Here is a 19,803-nt window from a genome sequence, read left to right as displayed (position 1 = left end):
CCGTCATATACAGTGATGGCTTGATGAATCTATATAAACAGACAAGATGAATAATATTTTATACAGACTGTTCCTGCAATTTTGCATTATCATACTTATTGCATCTTCCCTTTCCGCTCCCCGGAAAGCAGGAGCCGATGTGGGCTGGAAAAAGATTAAAAGCAAGAATGGCATAAAAATATTCAGCCGAAAAGTGGAAGGAAGTTCTCTCCTTGCCTTTAAAGGCATGGCAACGGTGAATACCTCTATAGGCACGTTAATCAATGTCATTAATGACAAGCCCCGTCATAAGGAATGGGTCACGCGCCTGGCCGAATCGGATACGGTACGATTATTTACTCCCCTTGAAAGCATCGAGTATACCCACGTTTACGGCATCTGGCCAATTGCCGACAGGGACGTTGTTTTCCACAGCAAAGCAATCATCAATCAAGTGAAGGGAGAAGTGGTCCTTCTTATGCATTCCGTTACGGATTCCGCCATGCCGGAACGAGACGGGATAGTGAGAGCGGAATTAATGGAAAGCAAATATGTCCTGACCATCCTTGATGATAACAAGACATCAATTGAAGCCGAGTTTCATGGTGACCCCAAAGGCTGGGTTCCTGCATGGATAGCTAATTTTTTTCAGCGACGCTGGCCCTTTACCACACTCAAGAGCCTTAAAGAACAGGCAGAAAAACTTGAAAAAGAGAAGGTCTATCCCGTCTATAACTCTCTTTTCGAATATTACCTTCCGCTGGCGGAAAAGTATAAAGACAGAAAAGCCCGGTTAAAAGAATATTGATATTCCCTTTCTCCTTTTACCATTATTTTAATTAATCTTTGAAATCCTCCTCCTTTGGGCGGGGTTAGAGTTAAAAAGCTATGCCATAATAATTTTACTTTTCTTTTGCGGACAAAGAAAAGTAACAAAAGAAAGGCCGCCCTAAAACCTGGTCCCGCCAAAGCGGGACTCCCCTCCTTCCACCGTTGCCTTCGGCGGGCACAAAAACTCGCTTCGCTCAGACAGTTTGTGCCCTTCATCCTCAGTCAACGGCTACACTCGGCTGCCTTTTAACGGGAAGGAAAAGCAAGCCCTTTTAGGACTCAAGTAAGGCAACGTCTTCTGGGTGTGGATTCTTTACTAAAACAGGAATGATTACAGAAGACAGGACTTTCTCAGGTCCGGCAAAGGACACTTGAATAAGCGGAAAGAAACAGGGAAGAAAGGACCATATCTTTTTAATAATCATCATGCCGGGAATAGGCAACAACCCTGTTTTTTCCTTTTTCTTTGGCCCTGTATAAAGCCTGATCGGCTTTTTTGACAATCTCATCGGCCTTCCTGCCATCAGAAGGAAATGCAGCCACGCCGATACTTGCCGATACAAATCCAAGCGGTTGTTTTTCTCTGTGATCAAAAGGATGGCCGGCTATTTTTTCAACAATCGTCCCGGCAAGTTTCCCGGCGCCTGCCTTATCGGTTTCCGGCAAAATAATAACGAACTCCTCACCGCCGTAACGGCAGGCAAGGTCAATTTTTCTGACAACCTCATTTAGAAGCGCAGCGAGACTCCTTAGAAGAACATCACCGGCGGGATGGCCGTTTGTGTCGTTATAATGTTTGAAATTATCAAGGTCCATAAGAATAATAGAAAGATCGTGCTTTTTGCGCCTTGCCCGCTCTATTTCCAGGTCCAGTTTTTCCTGGAAAAACTGTTTGTTGTAGAGACCTGTCAAACCGTCGGTAATAGCCATCGTCTTCGTTTCTTCAAAGAGCTTCGCATTCTCCAGGGCAAGACAGACATGTTCGGCAACACTGTTGAAAAGCTGCTCATCAGAAGATTTGAACTTGTTCGGTTTTTCCTTATAACCGCAGATAAGTCCGAGAACCTCTCCTCTCCTTAAAAAAGGAACAATAAGGGCGGAGTTAATTTCGGGAGAAAAGTACTCTTCCGGCAGAACAGGGGAATATTCTTCCACATTGTCTATGAGCCTGCTTTTACCGGTAAGCACAGCTTTGCCATAGGGCCCTTCACCGGCTTTGACCCTGAAGTCGAGAATGGCCTTACTATCAAAGCCCGCCGCAGAAGCAACATAAATCTCTTCTTTTACAACGGTAAGCAGCATAATAATGATTTTATCAATTTTCATACTTTCGCTGATATCTTTAACAAGCTGAGTTAATAAGGTTTCCGTCTCCAGCGTTGAATTCATTGTTTTGCTGATATTATAAAGCGTATAAAGTTCGAGAAGATGCTGATCCAATTCCTTTTTTGTTCTTTCCAGGGAGGAAGCCATGTTGTTAAAACCATCCGACAGGATACCGATCTCATCACTGTTTTTCACAGGAACTCTCGTCGAAAAATCTCCCTGAGAAATAAGTTTAAATGTATTCAGCATGCGACGCAGATTTTTCGTTATAATAAAGGTGAGCAAAAAACTGATAATGGCAAAAAGAATGACGACTCTCATCAGCCAGAGACCGGCCATTTTTACATTATTTTCACTTATTTCACGGTTGATCGATTCAATGGAAAATTCAAGACTGATAGCACCAAGGACATCTCCTTCCCCGGCATACTTATGGCACCCCGATTTCTCGGCACATCCCTTTTCCCTGACCGTATAGGGAATAAGCACCCTTGCATTGTCTCCTTCAAAGCTGTAAACAGGCTCCCCCTTTTCCAGGACCATCCTGTCTGCCTCATCACGCGGTTCTTCTCTTTTATCAATGGGCCTGACCTGCCGCAATTTTCTGATTTTAGCGGCAGTATTATCAATATCTTCTTTAAGGTAAGCAATTTCTCCTTCCATATCATAGCGCTTATCAGCATCCTTCAGGCCATGCAACTGGTCTTCCAGTTGGGACAGTTCCCGCCGGTAGGCCTTTACATTCGTTTCCAGCAGGGGAATAATGTCCCGCTCATTTATTTCCCTGAAGATCTCATCCGTCCTTTTTCCACGAATAACCCTTACATCTTTTAGTCCCGTCAACTCTTCAGACATGGATTTAAAAATATCAAAACGCATGTCCATCCGGTCTTTTCTCATCAGTTCATTAAGTGTGACTCTCACATTCTCTGCAAAGAAAAAAGCCCAGTCTTTCACCACTTTTTCCGTAATTTTTTTCTCTTTTTCCGCATTGTAGCTAATATCCCATGCGGTAAAAATGGCAAGGATGATGCCGATGGCGCCCAGGAACTTGGCGCTTATGTTGAATTTAGAGAGTTTTCTCTCCACAGAAAGTACACTCCTCTTGCTTTAAAAGGCATATCTAAAACGGCATTCCCCCGGAGCGCTCTTTGATGACCTCTGTCAGGCTAGAAAAAATTGGGTTTATTAAATACCTTCTTACGGTGGTAACTTCTTTTATTCTTCAAGGCTTTTTTCCAGTCAAATTCATATTTTTTCCCGGAATGCCTGTCAAAATGTCCGCTATTTTCATTATGGCAATAGGTGCATACGGCTGCATCTTCCGAACCATAAACGGCGCCATAGGCCTTTTCTTTATTACGATCTATTCTGGCGGGATTATCCTCATGCAATGTGCGATACTCGCTCCCGGGCCCGTGACATGATTCACAACCAACACCAGCCATGAGAGGTGTCGATTTAAGGTCCACAAAACCGCCATTTTTTCTGTAGCCCGTCGTATGGCACTTAAGGCATTTTCTATCCTTTGTGTAATCTTTTTCAGGGTCGAGCTTTGCCCTTATTTTTTCTCTCTCTTTTCTGCCCTTTTTCAAGGTATCAAAGGCCCTGCCATGGGCGCTTAATTCCCAGTCCGTCATCTCTACCTTGTGGCAGCTGCACCCCTTGTTCCCTACATATGCCGGTGACCCTCCAAAGGATTGAAGCGGGTAGAGGAAAAAAAACAAAACCGGCATGAGGACAACTTCCTTCTTTATCATCATTTTATCCTTTCATTTGCAGTTTCCCATAAAAAAGCTTCCCCTCCGCTGTAAAACAGTGGAAATATATCTAATGGGAATTAAGAGTAAGGACAACTTTTCGACTGTACTATTATCTTATAAAAAAAGAAGAATGTTAGAAAGGAAAAAGTCGCTTGTTTCATTTATCGTTTGGGAGTAACTAAATCCTGCATACAATAAAAGTGAGTTTGAAAAGACAGACAAACAAATGGAGGAGGGGAAATCTATTGGAAAAGCCTGCCTGAAAACTTTAGAGCTTCCCTTTGTCCATTAAAAATCTAAAGCAATGTCAAGGACCAGAACAATATGGAGATAATAGTGACGGCCGGAAAAATAATAGCCACAGACCATATAAAAAAGGCCGATGACTTGTCCATCATTTTGGCTGTAACTTCATGGTCAAGGAGCCAGGTTATCCGTTTTGAAACAACATGGGAAGAATGGCAGCTTGAACAGATCAATTCAACGGCGTCATCCAGATTGCCCTCTTCAACGAGCTTCATGACACTCAAATAAGTCATTTCATCTGGTTCGATGCCGTTTGCCCTGAATATCCACCTCAAATCATCCTTATTATCTTCGCCGGGATGATGTGAATTGAAATGTGTGCACTGGTTTTCCCACCACATCCATGTCGAAAGTATGAGAATAATTGCAAAAATGACAGGTTCCATTTTTAGCCCCTCCTTTTATATTTCCTGTCTGTCATTTAGACAGGAAAAAAGAAAAAGATTCCAGGATAACACCCTCTTATCCGCTCTAGCTAAGTTCTGAAATACTCCTCCTGCAAGAAGTTTATATCCATCTCATTTTTTTTGTGACGCAAGAAATGTTCCTTTTTTACAGGTGAAAGGGGCAATAAAAAAGAAGGCTTTATATTGTTGAGTTTATCTCACTTCGCAAGGGAAGAGGACCCTGTTTTTATATCATCCCTTTAGTGAAACTTTTTGCAGGCAACTCGTTTTGGAAAAAAATTACTTACCTTTTTTCATCTCTCCAATAGTAATTTCACGCATCCTGAACTTTTGAAGCTTTCCTGTTACCGTCATGGGGAATTCCTTGACAAAGCGAATATGTCCGGGAACCTTATAGTGGGCAATGTTATCCTTACAGAAAGCTTTTATTTCCCCTTCCGTAGCGCTTTCACCGCTGTGAAGCTCTATCCAGGCCATGATCTCTTCACCATAATAATCATGAGGAATGCCGAAAACAGCCACCTGGGCAATTTTGGGGTGAGTAAATAAAAATTCTTCAATCTCCCGGGGATAAATATTTTCTCCTCCCCTGATAATCATCTCTTTGAGCCGCCCTGTAATCTTTACATAACCCTCTTCATCCATGGCGCCAAGATCACCCGAATGGAGCCAGCCATGCCTGTCGATGGCCTTGTGCGTCGCTTCTTCATCACCATAATAACCCTGCATGACGTGATAGCCCCGGAAACAGACTTCACCTGTTTCACCGAGCGGGACTGTTTCACCCGTATCATGGTTGATAATCTTAACCTCCTGGTGGGGGAGGTTCTTTCCCACCGTCTCTGTGCGCCGCTCCATACTATCGTCGATAAGCGTCAAATGGGTGATCGGCGAGGCCTCCGTCTGGCCGTAACCGATGAGAATTTCGCGGCACTTCATATCTTCCATGACTTGCGTCATGAGCGGCGGCGGACAGGGGGCGCCTGCCATGATCCCTGTTCTGAGTGTTGAGTGATCGAAATTATTGAACCGGGCATGTTCGAGCTGGGCAATAAACATGGTGGGAACGCCGTGAAGGGCGGTGCATTTTTCCTTTTCCACAGCCTCCATTACCTTGAGGGGATCGAAGTGTTCGGCAGGTATGACGATACAGGCGCCGACGGAAAGGCAGAGCAGGTTGGCCAGCACCATACCGAAGCAGTGATAAAAGGGAACAGGGACGCAAAGCCGGTCGGTCTCCGTAAAATGAAGGGCTTTGGCGCAAAACCAGGCATTATTGAGAATATTGTGATGGCTAAGAACTACAGCCTTGGGAAAACCCGTTGTTCCCGAAGTATACTGGATATTAACAGGATCGTCCCTGTCGAGACGGGAGGTAATAAGATCAAGCTCGTCAGTTGAAACAGCTTTTGACGCATGAATAACCTCTTGCCAGAGGGTAAAACCTGCCTGTGGCCTTACCGTTTCCATGGGAGATGCCGCATCGTAGAGTACAAGGCGCCTTAAATTGGGAAATTCCATTGACCTCAATTCATGGGGGGCGCTCCTTTCGACTTCCGGAACCAGTTCAAGGACCATCTTCACATAATCACTGTTTTTAAAAGAAGGGATAAGGAATAAACCCTGCACTTCAGATCGCCTCAGCGCATAGGCCAACTCAGATGATTTATAAGCAGGATTAATATTAACGAGAATGACACCGATGCGGGCCGTTGCCATCTGGAGAAGGAGCCATTCAATATTGTCCGTCGCCCAGATACCGATAGGGTCTCCCTTTTTGAAACCGAGGCCTATAAGCCCCCGGGCCAGTTCATCTATTGCTGCGGCAAGTCTTTTATATGTGAGCCGCCTCCCCTGGGGGAGGGAAACAAGGGCTTCACCGTCAGGAAAGCTGTCGGCAACAGACAAGAAATGTTCAGGAATGGTCGCTCCCAGGAGAGGAAATTGAGCGCCTCTATGGAAATAGCTTTTGTTTATTTTTTTCATAAAAACTTTTCATAAGACTGAAAATTCCATATCACTTATTGTCCTAAAATGTGGTAAAAACCGGAATCGGAAATCATTGACGGCTTTCACGGCCTTGCGCCCATCCCGCACTTTAGAGACAATCACTCCCCATCCCAATATTCATCGATCCCCCTCTGAATCTCACCGATCAATTCCTCATTCCGCTTCGGCTCAAAGAGGTGAGCGAAGCGGCCCTGTTTTTCGAGATAGGCTTCAACGGGGAGCCTTTCCTTCGGGGTTTTTGTATGAATTACCTTGCCGTCTGCATATTCCTTGAGGGGCCAGACACCGGTTTTTACGGCCAATTTTCCCACTTCTACGGATTGGCTCGGATCGTAGTCCCAACCTGTGGGGCAGGGGGAAAGGGCAATGATCATGCGGGGGCCCTTCATCTCTTTTGCCCTCTCTATCTTTCTGGCAAGGTCGAGCGGTTCAGCGCCTGTCACGGTGGCAAGGTAGGAGGGCTTGTGGGCCGCCCAGATGGAAAAGAGGTCCTTTTTGTAGCCCCTGAAACCGGAAGGGCCTTTGCTGGTAGAGGTCTTTGCGCCGTGGGGAGTAGAGGCTGAATACTGCTGCCCCGTATTGCCGTAGCCCTCGTTATCGTAACAGAGGTAGATAAAATCGAGGTTACGCTCCATAGCTGCCGATGTGGCTGAAAGGCCCATACCATAGGCTGAACCGTCACCGGTGAGAACCACAACCTGAAGGTCCTCCTCTTCAGGCAATCCTTTCGCTATAAGAATGTCGAGTGCGTCTCTTACCCCCTGCGCCCCTGCCGGCGCGGAAGCCATGGCCGTATAAAGCCATGAACCTCGAAAGGGGGTAAAGGGATAAACAGAAAGGAGCGTCATACAGCCTGCGGCATTGATAAAAACCGTTTTTTCACCCAGTATATCGTAGATCTGGTGAACTGCCTCAAGTCCTCCACAACCGGAACACATGGCTGTACCTGTGCCCAGCAGGTGGCTTGAGGGAAGATCACTTATTTTTCTTATTTTCGGTTCCGTCATCGCTTTGTCCTGCACAACGCTATCGATTATAATCCCAAATCCCCCAAATCCCCCAAATCTATTGACAAGCTCAGCATGACAGATGAGGGAACGTTTCTAGCCTTCCCCTTCCCTCCCCTGCCTTTCCACATGAGCCAGTGTTTGAAGCTTTCTCAGCTCTTTAAGTTCACACTCCCTGTAAAGCAGCCGCGGTGACGGCGCTTCTCCTTTTTCAACGGCCTCATTGACTACCCCGGTTATCTCAAAAAACTCTTCCCGGCTAATGTCCCGCCCGCCAAGCCCCCCTATAAAACTTGCAATAAGAGGCGCATCTTTCACGCCATAAAGCGCAGCGGCAATTTCAGAATAAAGGATACCGCCATTTCCCACAGAAAGATTCTGGTCGATAAGGGCTACCCCTCTTTTCCCCCTTAAATGCCTTATCAAACTTTCCACGGGAAAGGGGCGAATCAGCCGTGGCCGGATGAGTCCCACTTTTTGTCCCGCCTCGCGGAGCCTGTCAACAGCATCTTTCGCCTTGGTGGCAAAGGCGCCTATCATAAGGAAGACAATTCCGGCATCATCAGCTTTATAGGATTCAACAGCATCGTATGTGCGGCCAAAATATTCATTAAACTCTTCTGATATTTTATCAAAAACAGTAAGCGCATTAAGTGAAGCAAGGTGCGTTTCATATCGAAAATAGGAATAAGGGCCGCCGCCAAGAACGGCCACGGCCTGACTTACCGGTGTACTTGCGCGAAAGCGTATATTTTCAGGGTCATAAGAGGGCAAAAACCTTGCCACCTCCTCTTTATGGGGTATCTCTACAGGCTCGCGTGTAAAGGAGAGGTAAAAACCGTCCAGGTTAACAATGACGGGAAGCCTTACTTTCTCATCTTCCGCCAGGCGATAGGCAATAAGGACGGCATCAAGCACCTCCTGGCAGGTTGCGCAGTGGATCTGGAGAAAACCGGAATCACGTGCAGCCAGAATATCATTATGATCCGGTTCGAGCGTAATAGGAGCCGAGAGGCCACGGGAAACATTGACCATGACAAAAGGCGCCCGCCAGCCTGCCACCGTATATAACATCTCCATGCCGTAAAGAAGTCCCTGACTTGAGGTGGCCGTAAAGACACGTACCCCTGTCGCTGCGGCAGAACCTGCCGCTGTTATCATGGAATGCTCCGACTCAAGCGTTACCAGCTTGCTTTTAAAGTCGCCGCCATCGATCCAGGCGGCGAGCGTTTCGATAATTTCCGTTTGCGGCGTAATGGGAAAGGCCGGAATGTAGTCGGCCCCGGCCAGCCTGGCGCCCCAGGCGGCGGCTCCGTTTCCTGTGAGCAGTTTCTTTATCATCTTTTTAATCGTATTATTTGATTAGATATTTTGACACTGATTTTCACAGATTATTTATGATTCAAAGCTGTGAAAATCATAATAAATCCCTGTCAATCTCTGTCTAATTTCAGAGCTTCTCTATGCTCTGTCGTTCCATTTTACCTCCCTTTCCCTTCATGCTCCGCTTCTGCCCTGATAGCGTGGGGTGGACACTGGATCATGCAAATGAGGCAACCCTTGCAATGTTCATAATCAATTTCAGGTCTTCCATCTTCACCCACATTAATCGCGCCGTCAGGACAAAAGGCGCTGCACAGCCACCAGCAATGGTTGCAGGCATGGTAGTCTATAACCGGTTTAAGCGTTCGCCAGAGACCTGTCTTGATAAGTTCACTTGTAGCTGAACCGAAAATGGCAGGAGCTGAAATTCTGGCTGCTTCAAAAGGAATATCGATCCAGTCGGGAGGGACGTAATCGTCTGCCCTGACGTGCTGTTTTTCCTCTACACTTCCGTCATGCTCCGCCATTTCTTCATAAGACGCCATGGCCCGTTGACAATTAATCTTTATGATTTCCTTACCCTGCAAATGCAGTTCTTCTTCGATGGCTGATTTAAGACATTCCGGCGAGATAATACCGGTCAACCGCGCTGAAGCGCCGGCACATGCAGCGCCTATAAACCGGATATCAAAGGATTCGGTAACGTCAAAGGGGGGTAATGTAAGCAGCATGCAGTCAATATTCAGGCGCTCTTTCCAAGTTTCCGGTGATTCTTCACTGTAGATGAGAAGAACTGTTTCTTTGCCGACACCCTGCAATACAGCCGCCGCAGGAATAGCAACAAGGGAATCATCAGCAACAATGACAAGATCAGGAACTGCGATAATTCCCCTTTCGTGGATAGTCTCTGTTGCGGCCCGCACATAGGCAAAGATGGGAGCGCCGCGTCTTTCTGCTCCATATCGCGGCGCATCCTGAACCTGATACCCTTCCAGAAAAAAAGCAGCGCCGAGAATGCGGCTTGCCGTTTTCATACCCTGCCCACCACGGCCATGAAAGCGGATACGATACATACTGCCTCCGGGTTAAGGTTTGCTTATCTGTTTAAGTATAGCGGGAATTGATTTCGATTGCAGGGAGTTGTCATTCCTGCCTTCCTGCTTTTTAAAAGGCTACCCCCCTCAAAAAACATTCCACCGCTTATAAGTCATGGCATTTTTCACCCTTTCTGTAGCCAGTTCAACTGCCGCCTGCCTGGGAAGAATTCTCTCCTTATCCATCCTTTCAAGCACTTCTTTCGTATTGGTATGTATCTTTTCTTCAATGGTTTGAAAAGCAATGGTTTCATTACCCTCGTGATATTCGACGGCAGCGCAGATGACGCCCCCGGCATTGGCAATAAAGTCGGGAACACACAATATGCCTCTTTCATGGAGAGCCTTTTCCGCTGAATGGGTGACAGGGATGTTTGCGCCGGAAATAATTAGCTTTGTTTTGAGTCGATCTGCATTGTCATCATGAATAACATCGGGCCGGGCTGCAGGTATCCATATGTCGCACTCCATAGCAATAACGTCCTCCCTGTCCCCTTTTTTACCTTCTTTATAATCAGCGACGGTTTTCCCTTCCTTCTTAAGGTTCATAAGCGCCTCTACATCCAAACCATCAGGGTTATAGACGGAGCCTCTGCTGTCGGCAGCGCCGACAAGGACAGCCCCTTTTTCCGTTAAAAACCTTGCTCCATGCTTACCGACTGATCCAAAACCCTGAACGACGATGCGGGCGCCCTTCATATCAAAATCACAGTATTTTATGGCAATGTCTGCGACAACACTGATGCCGAAACCGGTAGCGCCTATCACATCGAGAGGAATGCCTCCCACTTCAGCCGGAAGGCCGACAGAGCGCCCTATTTCATCTTTTATCCAGGCCATGCAGACTTCGTCGGTACCCATATCGGGACCGAAAATGTAATGCTCTTCCCCTTTAAGCGCTGCGGCAAAGCATCTGATGAGTTCTTCTTTTTGATCAAGCGGCATATAGGGGTCACCGAAGAGAACCGACTTGCCTCCACCATGTGCCAGGCCGGCGGCTGCATTCTTCATCGTCATAGCCCGCGCCAACCTGAAACACTCATCGAGGCTTACATCCGTCGCCATTCTCAGCCCCCCTATGGATGGGCCGGCAGCCACATTGTCGACAACAAGAATCCCCTTAAGACCTATTTTCGGTTCATGAACATGCATAATTTTAAGCGGTCCCAATTGATCGGCGTATTTAAAGGTATCGTCCATTCCTCTATTCCCCTTTCAGATTGAAATAAATAATTCAGCATATAGTTTCATATTTAATCAGGGCAGAAAAGTAAGTCAAGACAATTTTAGCCGTAATCAATACCCCCTCAACTAGCGAAAAGGGGGACAGCCTGCTACACTATATTTTAGAATGTTACTTAGTTTTCATCGGTCAAGGGTGCTTTTTCGCAATCTCTGCGTCAATCTTCAGATTTGCTTGTGCGACGTACAGCAGTACGACTCGGCGAAACCCTTGATTTCCTTGACCTTGCAAAAAACCCCTCCTTTCCGAATTGAAAACATAGTTTGATTTATTATAGTTTCTGGATGGACACTACTTAAGATTCTCTGGCAAACTGAAAACAAAAAGGAGAAAAAAATGGCAAAACTGATACTCACCGGCAAGGAAGAAATGATGCTCAAAGAAATACTTGAAAGCTATCTTTCCGACCTCAGGATGGAAGTAGCCGATACAGATTCAAAAAAATACAGAGAGGCGCTGAAAGAACAGGAGGCCTTTCTCAAGGATGTTATTAGTCGTCTTTCCATGTAGTCAGTGGAGAGAGTTCTGCTTCTTTTTGTACAGTCCTTCCCCCTGGAAAGGCTTTGGAAATGAGCATACTGAAAAAAACTGCTTCAGCTTGTATTATATTATTGGCCCTGACAGGTTCGCTTATGGCAAAAAACAAAACAATACCGGAATCCATTAAGCTGCCTCCACCAATTTTAAATGGCAAGTTTTCACTTGAAAAAACACTTCAAAAAAGAAGATCTGTAAGGGAATATTCCGGCAAAAAGTTAAGACTTGCCCAAGTGTCTCAACTGCTCTGGGCTGCTCAGGGAATAACGTCTTCCGACGGTATGAGAACGGCCCCTTCGGCGGGCGCCCTTTACCCTATGGAAATCTACCTCCTTGCAGGCTACGTGGAAAACCTCCCCCAGGGCATTTACCGATACAGACCTGAGGAGCATGATATGCAGACAGTTGCAGAAGGGGACTTTAGAGATAAGCTGGCAGAAGCAGCGCTCGGGCAGGAGTGCATCAAAGAGGGCGCTGCCGTCATCATCATAACAGCTGTATATGAGCGAACGACCGTAAAATACAGGGACAGAGGCATTCGCTATGTTCACATGGAAGTGGGCCATATTGCTCAAAACATCTATTTACAGGCCCGCTCACTTGATCTCGGCACCGTATTTGTCGGCGCTTTTTACGATAGGGGGGTAAAGAAAGTTCTCAATATACATGAAGAACCGCTGGGCATCATGCCTGTCGGAACAATGGGGAAAGAAAAATAAGCAGGTTTCTGTGAAAAACCTTTTACCATTAAAGTTACGTCAACGGTCCTTCCCGCATAAAGCGCCAAGAAAATGAATTATACGCTTCTTGCCGACATTGTCCTCCTTATCCACTTCCTTTTCATACTCTTCATCATATTCGGCGGTCTTTTGACATTTAAATGGAAAAAGGCCGCCTGCTTTCATCTTCCTCTTCTGCTGTGGGGGATACTGATAGAATATTTCCATTGGATCTGTCCCCTTACCCCCCTTGAAAACAGGTTAAGAGCAATGGCAGGGGAAACGGGATATAATAGAAGTTTTATTGAACATTACCTCCTGCCTGTCATCTATCCCGGTGAGCTTACCAGGGAAATTCAGCTACTGCTCGGCACAGCGCTGCTTCTCGTAAATATCTCTATTTACTTCCTCATCTGGCTAAAGTGGAATAAAAATAAGCGGCGCCGGCTGGGGGTGGATTCATGAATTGAGGAAATTATGAATCCTGAAAGACCGGCGCCGCAACTGGGCAATATCAAGGGAAGGGAGGCGATAAAATATACAGCCTCTTTTCTTACATAAAACCGTCATATCTAAAGTATTCTTCAGGCGACCTGAGAAGAGACTTTTTCTTTTATACTCTTTAATATGCTTATCAGTTCATTAGGTTTAAAAGGTTTTGCAATCCAGCCGCTTGCACCTGCCTTTTTCCCTTCCTCCATCTTTTCGGGTTTTGTTTCAGTGCTTACAACAAGTATGGGAGTCGAACTGTAATTGGAAAACGTTCTGATTTCTTTAATAAAAGCAAGACCATCCATATTAGGCATATTAATGTCGGTAATAATCAGATCAAAATCACTTGACACCCTGATTTTTCTCATAGCATCTTCACCATCAACGGCCATGTCCATCTTATAACCCTGACTTTCCAGGACAAGTTTGAGAGCTAATCGAACAGTGCTTGAATCATCTATGGCCAAACATTTCATAATCTTAACCTCCTCATGGCTTGAGTGAAAAAATAATGTCCTGATCCCCCATACTCTCAGCACCTCTATTAACTTAAGGGAACCTCTAATAATTCATAGAATATAAAGGAATTAACAAAATCAGGTTCAAAGTAAAAATAACAGACGAGAGCAAGTCTGGAGGTAAAACTTTTAACGTAAAAGTTCACTTTTTTGAACCCGCAGACAGGGACCATAAATTATTAGAGCTTCCCTTAAGTTTTGCCTGCTTCATTATGTTCCCTGGCCTGGATGCAACCTTTGCAGTGACCGCTTCTCCCCCTGATTGTTGAGGACGTCGGCCGTCATTGTCATAATGTCAGCCGTCCTGAAAGGCTTTCTCAAGTAGCGCTTTAAATCAACAGACTCAAATTTTCCAATAATCTCCTGCATTGAAAGCCCCGTTAAAATGATCACGGGCATCATATTTAACCTGTCCTGCTCCTTGATTCTTTTATAGAGTGAAAATCCATCCATTCCGGGCATAACGAGATCAAGAATAATTAATGAAGGCCTATTCTCTGCAAGATAATCCCAGGCATCCATACCATCACAGGCGGTCTTGACATTGAAACCTTTGGCAATAAATAAAAAGGAAAGCATTTTCCTAAACCTTTCATCATCCTCTACGATTAGAATCGTTTCCTTTTCCATAATTACCTCCCTTTACTCTATGATTACCAAATGGCTTCTTTTCAGCAGGACCTCAGTATTTCTACAAGCGTAATGGGTGAATAAGGTTTTTGAAGACAATGATCAATCTTCAGAAGACAGACCTTGTCTTCAACATCATTGACATAACCTGATGACAAAATAACTTTCATTTTGTAACCGCTGCCTCTCACCTTTTCCAATAATTCCAGGCCTCCCATACCGGGCATTTTTAAATCCGTTACAAGCCAATCTATGTGCAGCCGCTGAATAACCTGCCAGGCTTCAAGGCCTGATGCAGCCTTTAATACACGAAATTCATCTTTAAGGTACAAAGCCAGAGAACGGAGAATTCCAGGTTCATCATCGACAATAAGTACAGTTCTTTTTTTCATAAGTCCTCTCTTCATAATGAAAATTAATATAACTTTTCAAGATGGGATAGCTGCCATGGGAATCTGTAAAAGGAAGCTTACTTTAATAATACTTAAACAATGCCGGTAATAAAATGGGAAGGTGTCTGTATTTCCTGTAGTCCTGACAATAAAAGCGCGTAGTCCTATTTAGTATTTCTTGTAGGACAGATTCCTAGTACTCATTCAATGTGATCAATCAGGATTCAGCAGCATGAACAAGGATACTTTGGTAAGAATCAGCCAAAACATGCGTTAAGCCTTCCTTTGCAATAGGGTGGTTATAAACTGCCCCTATTTTCAACATGCGATAAAAATCACTCATAGCTGTGGTGAGAATTAAACTGCGGGAGACGGTTAAGGAGGTAAAGCCGATAAATCAATCTACCAGCCCCTGTTTAATGGCATAATAGGTTATCTCGGCATTGCTTTTCATCCCCATTTTATTAAGAATTCTTGCCCTGTGGGTACTGATTGTTTTGACGCTAAGGGAAAGCTCACCGGCAATTTCATTAACCATTTTCCCTGAGGCTATCATTGACATAACCTGGTATTCACGGTTAGACAGAGATTCATGGGGAAGCTTTACATCAGAAGCAAGACTGAATGCCAGCTTTTCAGCAAGAGCCAGGCTTATATACTTACCTCCTGAGGATACCCTTTTAATGGCAGTCACCAGCTCATGAGGTGCGCTTTTTTTAACCAGATAGCCCGAGGCGCCTGATTTAAGGGCCCGCAAAGCATACTGCTCCTCTGCGTAGGCCGTTAAAATAAGGATCGGTGGCTGGTGCTTAGAATTTTTGATGTCCTGGATTATCTCCAGTCCTCCCCGTCCGGGCATGGAGAGGTCCAGCAAGATAACATCATATTTGTTATTATTAACCTTGTTCAGGGTTTCCTGGCAGGTTTCAGCTTCAGCAACAACTTTAATATCTCCAGAGTTGCTCAAGATCTGTTTTAAGCCTTGCCGCACAATAGGGTGGTCATCTGCAATTAATAAATTAATCATCTGTACCACATATTAATTGTTAAAAGAATTCTCACAGGGTAAAGTCCTCGTAGTCTCACAATCGGAGAGAAAAGACAAACCCGCAGCTAGAATCCGCTCTTTACGACGAAGTGTTTTATTGATCACAACGAAGTGATTTATTAATCAAAACTTATAGCATATTTTTCATGCAAATGCGCGACATATATTGCTAAATGTGCGACATATATTGCTAAAATGGATTTTCTTCAGCAGGTGGGAATTATTATTTCAACCGTTGTGCCTACACCCCTTACTCCGGTAATATCAAGTTTACCTCCCCAGGGTCTTATCCGTTCACGCATACCGATAATACCGACGGAAGACAGGGCCTTAATTTTTTCCTCTTCAATGCCCTCACCATTGTCTCGAATAATAAGGCTCAATCTGTTGTTAACCTTCTTCATATTAACAACCACTTTTGTGGCCTTTGAATGCCTTGCGGCATTAGTAAGAGACTCCTGAAAGATTCTGAATATCTCTGTAGACAAAGCTTCATCCAGTTCGGGTATTTCGTTCAAAATATTCACAATACATTTGATATCCGTTGATTTTTCAAAGCGGCCGGCATGCCATTCCATACCGGCAACGAGACCGAGGTTATCAAGGATAGCAGGTCGCAATTCAGATGTAATTGCCTGGACTTTTTCAATAAGAAGATCGATATGCTCCATTGTTTCCTTGATCTTATTCCGGGCAGCCTGGTCCTTTTTATTAATTTTTCCAGCAAGCCAGGCAACATCGAAACTAATCACTGTAAGCATCTGCCCCAGTTCATCATGAATGTCTCTTGAAACCCGCTTTCTTTCTTCTTCACGCGCTGTTTCAAGGTGCTTGGCAAGATTTCTGATCTGCTCATAAGAATCCTTCAGTTCTTCTTCAGCCTTTTTACGCTTCGTAATGTCTTCACAGGTGGTTACAAATCCGACAGGGTTTCCCTGCTCATCATTAACAACATCCGACAAGAGATAAACAGGAAAACGACTTCCGTCTTTACGAACATTGATACTTTCTCTTCTTCTGTCACTCAGTTCAGGCAACTGATCCAAACCAAGCGGTTTGACAATCTCGGCAGGGGCAAATATATCCGTCTTTTGCCCTAAAATTTCATTTACACGATAACCGTGCATTTCTGCTTCCGCAGGATTAACATAAATTATTTTCCCGGTAAGATCAGAAATAGTAACGCCCATATTGGTAGTCTCTATCGCTTTGCCGAGAAACCTCAGTTTATCTTCAGCCCTCTTCCTCTCTATAATGCCGGCAAGCGTATTGGCAACCATATTTAACAGCCATTCTTCTTCAGGTCTTTTTTCATGACCCGCCTCAATAGTCGTGTTGATTATACCCATGGCCTGATTTCCGGAAAGAATGGGAACACAATAATGTCCCTCATGATCCATGTTGCTATATTCAACTTTCTCTGATAAAGAAGTTCTCCCTATATGAGCGGAAATATTTTTAGATTGAATCCACTGGCAGTCACATTGTCCTGACCGCAAGGCCCCGCAAGAACTCAGACTCTCTTCATTGAGCCCGAGTTGCGCTTCAAGTTTTAAATACTTACCATCTTCATCAGTTAAAAAAATGGCGCCTTTCTTTAAAAATGAGAGACCGGGTATGGAAAGGACCGCTTTCAATGTATAATCAATAACTGCACTTAGTGACAAAGGCTCAAAAGATATTTGAAGTATAGAGTGCAAAACATTATTAATCTGAAACTGTCTTTTTTTTGTTTCTTCCACTTTTTCTCTATCTGAAAGATCTCTTATGTGACTGAAATAGGCGATGACCTCACCATATGTGCCTTTAATCAATGAAGCAATCGTTTCACCGAGAAATACCTCTCCCTTTTTTCGTCTGTACATCATTACCGATGGAATGGACCTGTTTAAACTATCCCTTATATATAATTTTCCCTTAAACGCGAAACGGGTATTCTCATCATAAAGAAAATCAACCTTCTCACCAATCATTTCTTCATCAGAATAGCCGAACAGAGTCCTTGATGCCGGGTTGCACATGATAATACGATTATCTTTATCAGCAACGATCATGGCATCAGGAGTATGGCTGAATATCCCTTCCAGGAGCACTCTTTGATAGTTAAGTTCTTTTTGAGATTCCAGATGGCACTTACGCGAGATATCTTCCTGAAATACTCTGTTTATATGAAAGGGAAGCATTTTTGTATGGCTGTCACTTCCCTTGATAATGTAGTCATTAATTCCTATTTTTATCGCTTCTGAGGCTATCTCTTCAGAACCTGTTCCTGTAAGGAGTATAATGGGAATATTCAGGCCTTTTGAAATAATAATCCTGGAAAGTTCAAGGCCCGATATGCCCGGTAAAGTATGATCAATGACAATGACATTATATGAGGAAGGATCACTATCCAGAATTTTCAAAGCCTCTTCTGCTCCTGTACAATCAGTAATATCAATATTGACAGGACTTTTTTTTAAGGCCTCTCTAAAAAGGGCTCTATCAAAGGTGACATCCTCTACGAGGAGAATCTTCAGGGGACTTGGTGTATCACATAAACTATCTGACAAAACTTCAACACCTTTTCTTAAATAACTTTTTAAATAATTAGATAAAAAATAGATTATTTCAACTAAAATTATCTATTCAAAATTATGCCTTAACAATAACAAATTATTGAAATATAGCAATAAAATTGTACATTTAAGCCTGAAGCAGCATTGGCCGATATAGCACAATCACTTCTCCCGTACCTGTCAGTATGAGATTTTTTTTTTGCAAGCATTTGACAGAAGTATCTTTCTCCGGGATAATTAAGCAAGGAGGAATAAGGGCTACCAGGCAAATCGACTGCGACAGAAGCAATAAGGCACAGCCAAATTACGTAGCCCCAGGGGTGAATGGCCTGCGGAATATAATAGATCACGTGCCGCATATAGAGCAGGCAGAAGGCAGAGAAACAATATAAAAAAATATTATCTATCTCATTTTAAGCTTGCAAAACTTTGTGATTATTAGTATTTTTATCGTAAGTTAATTTTTTTGCCGTATTTCTAACATTTATACTGCTTACGACATTTTTATTGTATCAACCCAACAACATCTCTAATTCTAATTATTTAAAAAGGTGCTATGAATAATTTTGGAACGAAAATAAGAAAAATAAGGAAACAAAAAAAGCTTACACTGGAACAGTTAAGCAAGAAGTGCGGTATAGACAGGACCTATATCTCAAAAATCGAGTCCGGAAAAATCAGAAATCCCTACATTCCAACCCTGGAAAAAATAGCTAATGGCCTCTGTGTGGATGTTGAAATTTTGTATCCATTCACGTCTGCTTCCAGTTCCAGGGGTGAAGGGATTGATCAAAGAAAAATTTTCACAGAAGACCTCCTTAATGAAGATGTGGCATATATCATGGCCTGTCTCCAGGAATTAAGCAAAAAAGATAAAGACGCTTTCAAAAAAATCGTTAAAGTCATTGATGATTTATTAGTCTGCTTCAAATCTGACGACTAAGCTTTACTGCTTAATTCGCCTGAAAAGAAATCCCCGGGCCGGATATGCCGGGCCGGATATGATAAGTGACCTGTTTTTCGGAACAGGTAAAAGGGGGGGGGGTATTCATCATTGTCCATAAAAAAAGGTTCTTGATTATTCAAGAACCTTTTTTATTTATGCTTGGTGCCGAAGGCGAGACTCGAACTCGCACAGGAATACTCCCACTACCCCCTCAAGATAGCGTGTCTACCAGTTCCACCACTTCGGCAATTTGATGATTTACGAGGATCGATAAGGTAACATTTTTGCAGCAAAAGGTCAACAATATTTGCAGCGCCACAAAAAGACTATTCTGCTTTTGGCGCTTCCTGTCCCTCACCGGCAGCGCCCTGATCAGGCATTTGGCTGCCCAGGTCCAGTGATTCAATGGGAGCCGGTGTTTCATAACCTTCCATAACGGAAGAACTGGATGCTGAAGATGAAATATAGGCAAGGGAAAGTGATGTCAGCATAAACAAGGTTGCTGCAACGGCTGTCGTCTTTCCGACAAAAGAACCCTGCGAAGTCCCAAAAAGTGTCTGGTTGCTGCCGCCGAAAGATGCGCCTATACTTGCGCCTTTACCGGCCTGCAAGAGTACAACAACAATTAAAAAGAGAGAAACGATGAGATGAACTACCAAAATCAGTGTATCCAT

At 44.1% G+C, this 19,803-nt stretch carries 19 protein-coding genes and 1 tRNA gene; 5 read left to right on the top strand and 15 right to left on the bottom strand.

Annotated elements, in window-relative coordinates:
• Positions 1 to 46: 46 nt before the first annotated feature.
• Complete coding sequence (locus OEV42_05075) at positions 47 to 787, top strand: START domain-containing protein (protein ID MDH3973633.1); 741 nt, start codon at positions 47 to 49, stop codon at positions 785 to 787.
• Between the two features lie 437 nt (positions 788 to 1,224).
• Here the strand turns inward: OEV42_05075 and OEV42_05070 are convergent, their stop codons facing one another.
• The 8 genes from OEV42_05070 to OEV42_05035 form a co-directional block, all read right to left on the bottom strand.
• Positions 1,225 to 3,225: a diguanylate cyclase gene (locus OEV42_05070; GenBank protein MDH3973632.1), complete on the bottom strand. Its 2,001-nt coding sequence runs from the start codon at positions 3,223 to 3,225 to the stop codon at positions 1,225 to 1,227.
• Positions 3,226 to 3,305: 80 nt separating this feature from the next.
• The gene (locus OEV42_05065) at positions 3,306 to 3,899 is read right to left on the bottom strand and encodes a cytochrome c family protein (protein MDH3973631.1); all 594 of its coding nucleotides are present in this window, start codon (positions 3,897 to 3,899) and stop codon (positions 3,306 to 3,308) included.
• A gap of 296 nt (positions 3,900 to 4,195) precedes the next feature.
• Entirely contained in the window at positions 4,196 to 4,591 is a 396-nt protein-coding gene (locus OEV42_05060) for a hypothetical protein (protein ID MDH3973630.1), read from the bottom strand.
• A 300-nt stretch (positions 4,592 to 4,891) separates the two neighbouring features.
• Positions 4,892 to 6,598 carry an AMP-binding protein gene (locus OEV42_05055; protein MDH3973629.1) on the bottom strand — a complete coding sequence of 569 codons (1,707 nt, stop codon included), beginning with the start codon at positions 6,596 to 6,598 and terminating at the stop codon, positions 4,892 to 4,894.
• A 122-nt stretch (positions 6,599 to 6,720) separates the two neighbouring features.
• A complete protein-coding gene (locus tag OEV42_05050; GenBank protein MDH3973628.1) occupies positions 6,721 to 7,629 on the bottom strand; it encodes a thiamine pyrophosphate-dependent enzyme in 909 nt (302 codons plus the stop codon).
• Between the two features lie 96 nt (positions 7,630 to 7,725).
• Positions 7,726 to 8,970: a pyruvate synthase gene (locus OEV42_05045; protein MDH3973627.1), complete on the bottom strand. Its 1,245-nt coding sequence runs from the start codon at positions 8,968 to 8,970 to the stop codon at positions 7,726 to 7,728.
• A 140-nt stretch (positions 8,971 to 9,110) separates the two neighbouring features.
• A complete protein-coding gene (locus OEV42_05040; protein ID MDH3973626.1) occupies positions 9,111 to 10,025 on the bottom strand; it encodes a 2-oxoacid:acceptor oxidoreductase family protein in 915 nt (304 codons plus the stop codon).
• Positions 10,026 to 10,133: 108 nt separating this feature from the next.
• Positions 10,134 to 11,246, bottom strand: a complete 1,113-nt coding sequence (locus tag OEV42_05035; GenBank protein ID MDH3973625.1) for a Glu/Leu/Phe/Val dehydrogenase — start codon at positions 11,244 to 11,246, stop codon at positions 10,134 to 10,136.
• A 379-nt stretch (positions 11,247 to 11,625) separates the two neighbouring features.
• On the opposite strand from OEV42_05035, the gene OEV42_05030 reads away from it, so the two are divergent.
• The 3 genes from OEV42_05030 to OEV42_05020 all read left to right on the top strand — a co-directional run bounded on the left by OEV42_05030 (position 11,626) and on the right by OEV42_05020 (position 13,010).
• Positions 11,626 to 11,799, top strand: a complete 174-nt coding sequence (locus OEV42_05030; GenBank protein ID MDH3973624.1) for a hypothetical protein — start codon at positions 11,626 to 11,628, stop codon at positions 11,797 to 11,799.
• Positions 11,800 to 11,858: 59 nt separating this feature from the next.
• Positions 11,859 to 12,545, top strand: coding sequence for a SagB/ThcOx family dehydrogenase (locus tag OEV42_05025; protein MDH3973623.1), 687 nt, complete (start codon positions 11,859 to 11,861; stop codon positions 12,543 to 12,545).
• A gap of 72 nt (positions 12,546 to 12,617) precedes the next feature.
• The gene (locus tag OEV42_05020) at positions 12,618 to 13,010 is read left to right on the top strand and encodes a DUF2784 domain-containing protein (protein ID MDH3973622.1); all 393 of its coding nucleotides are present in this window, start codon (positions 12,618 to 12,620) and stop codon (positions 13,008 to 13,010) included.
• Positions 13,011 to 13,129: 119 nt separating this feature from the next.
• On the opposite strand, the gene OEV42_05015 is transcribed toward OEV42_05020, so the two are convergent.
• The 5 genes from OEV42_05015 to OEV42_04995 all read right to left on the bottom strand — a co-directional run bounded on the left by OEV42_05015 (position 13,130) and on the right by OEV42_04995 (position 18,177).
• On the bottom strand, positions 13,130 to 13,513 hold the full coding sequence (locus OEV42_05015) for a response regulator (protein ID MDH3973621.1): 384 nt from the start codon (positions 13,511 to 13,513) through the stop codon (positions 13,130 to 13,132).
• A 252-nt stretch (positions 13,514 to 13,765) separates the two neighbouring features.
• A complete protein-coding gene (locus OEV42_05010) occupies positions 13,766 to 14,185 on the bottom strand; it encodes a response regulator (protein ID MDH3973620.1) in 420 nt (139 codons plus the stop codon).
• A gap of 41 nt (positions 14,186 to 14,226) precedes the next feature.
• Positions 14,227 to 14,577, bottom strand: coding sequence for a response regulator (locus tag OEV42_05005; GenBank protein MDH3973619.1), 351 nt, complete (start codon positions 14,575 to 14,577; stop codon positions 14,227 to 14,229).
• Between the two features lie 397 nt (positions 14,578 to 14,974).
• Positions 14,975 to 15,604: a response regulator transcription factor gene (locus OEV42_05000; protein MDH3973618.1), complete on the bottom strand. Its 630-nt coding sequence runs from the start codon at positions 15,602 to 15,604 to the stop codon at positions 14,975 to 14,977.
• 227 nt (positions 15,605 to 15,831) lie between these two features.
• Entirely contained in the window at positions 15,832 to 18,177 is a 2,346-nt protein-coding gene (locus OEV42_04995) for a PAS domain S-box protein (protein ID MDH3973617.1), read from the bottom strand.
• 562 nt (positions 18,178 to 18,739) lie between these two features.
• On the opposite strand from OEV42_04995, the gene OEV42_04990 reads away from it, so the two are divergent.
• Positions 18,740 to 19,126, top strand: coding sequence for a helix-turn-helix transcriptional regulator (locus OEV42_04990; protein MDH3973616.1), 387 nt, complete (start codon positions 18,740 to 18,742; stop codon positions 19,124 to 19,126).
• 163 nt (positions 19,127 to 19,289) lie between these two features.
• On the opposite strand, the gene OEV42_04985 is transcribed toward OEV42_04990, so the two are convergent.
• Positions 19,290 to 19,376 (bottom strand) — tRNA-Leu (locus OEV42_04985).
• A gap of 79 nt (positions 19,377 to 19,455) precedes the next feature.
• Positions 19,456 to 19,803 carry a preprotein translocase subunit SecG gene (secG, locus tag OEV42_04980; GenBank protein MDH3973615.1) on the bottom strand — a complete coding sequence of 116 codons (348 nt, stop codon included), beginning with the start codon at positions 19,801 to 19,803 and terminating at the stop codon, positions 19,456 to 19,458.

It is taken from the genome of Deltaproteobacteria bacterium, from assembly GCA_029860075.1.
GTDB lineage: Bacteria > Desulfobacterota > JADFVX01 > JADFVX01 > JADFVX01 > JAOUBX01.
The sequence above is the reverse complement of the archived record's forward strand: the minus strand, read 5'-3'. Positions and strand labels throughout refer to the sequence as shown.

Coding starts and splice junctions, on each gene's coding strand:
- OEV42_05060 (MDH3973630.1), bottom strand. CDS start 4,591: ATGGAACCTGTCATTTTTGCAATTATTCTCATACTTTCGACATGGATG.
- OEV42_05025 (MDH3973623.1), top strand. CDS start 11,859: ATGAGCATACTGAAAAAAACTGCTTCAGCTTGTATTATATTATTGGCC.
- OEV42_05010 (MDH3973620.1), bottom strand. CDS start 14,185: ATGGAAAAGGAAACGATTCTAATCGTAGAGGATGATGAAAGGTTTAGG.
- OEV42_05000 (MDH3973618.1), bottom strand. CDS start 15,604: ATGATTAATTTATTAATTGCAGATGACCACCCTATTGTGCGGCAAGGC.
- OEV42_05035 (MDH3973625.1), bottom strand. CDS start 11,246: ATGGACGATACCTTTAAATACGCCGATCAATTGGGACCGCTTAAAATT.
- OEV42_04990 (MDH3973616.1), top strand. CDS start 18,740: ATGAATAATTTTGGAACGAAAATAAGAAAAATAAGGAAACAAAAAAAG.
- OEV42_05040 (MDH3973626.1), bottom strand. CDS start 10,025: ATGTATCGTATCCGCTTTCATGGCCGTGGTGGGCAGGGTATGAAAACG.
- OEV42_05005 (MDH3973619.1), bottom strand. CDS start 14,577: ATGAAAAAAAGAACTGTACTTATTGTCGATGATGAACCTGGAATTCTC.
- OEV42_05020 (MDH3973622.1), top strand. CDS start 12,618: ATGAATTATACGCTTCTTGCCGACATTGTCCTCCTTATCCACTTCCTT.
- OEV42_05030 (MDH3973624.1), top strand. CDS start 11,626: ATGGCAAAACTGATACTCACCGGCAAGGAAGAAATGATGCTCAAAGAA.
- OEV42_05045 (MDH3973627.1), bottom strand. CDS start 8,970: ATGATAAAGAAACTGCTCACAGGAAACGGAGCCGCCGCCTGGGGCGCC.
- OEV42_05075 (MDH3973633.1), top strand. CDS start 47: ATGAATAATATTTTATACAGACTGTTCCTGCAATTTTGCATTATCATA.
- secG (MDH3973615.1), bottom strand. CDS start 19,803: ATGGATACACTGATTTTGGTAGTTCATCTCATCGTTTCTCTCTTTTTA.
- OEV42_05050 (MDH3973628.1), bottom strand. CDS start 7,629: ATGACGGAACCGAAAATAAGAAAAATAAGTGATCTTCCCTCAAGCCAC.
- OEV42_05055 (MDH3973629.1), bottom strand. CDS start 6,598: ATGAAAAAAATAAACAAAAGCTATTTCCATAGAGGCGCTCAATTTCCT.
- OEV42_05065 (MDH3973631.1), bottom strand. CDS start 3,899: ATGATGATAAAGAAGGAAGTTGTCCTCATGCCGGTTTTGTTTTTTTTC.
- OEV42_05015 (MDH3973621.1), bottom strand. CDS start 13,513: ATGAAATGTTTGGCCATAGATGATTCAAGCACTGTTCGATTAGCTCTC.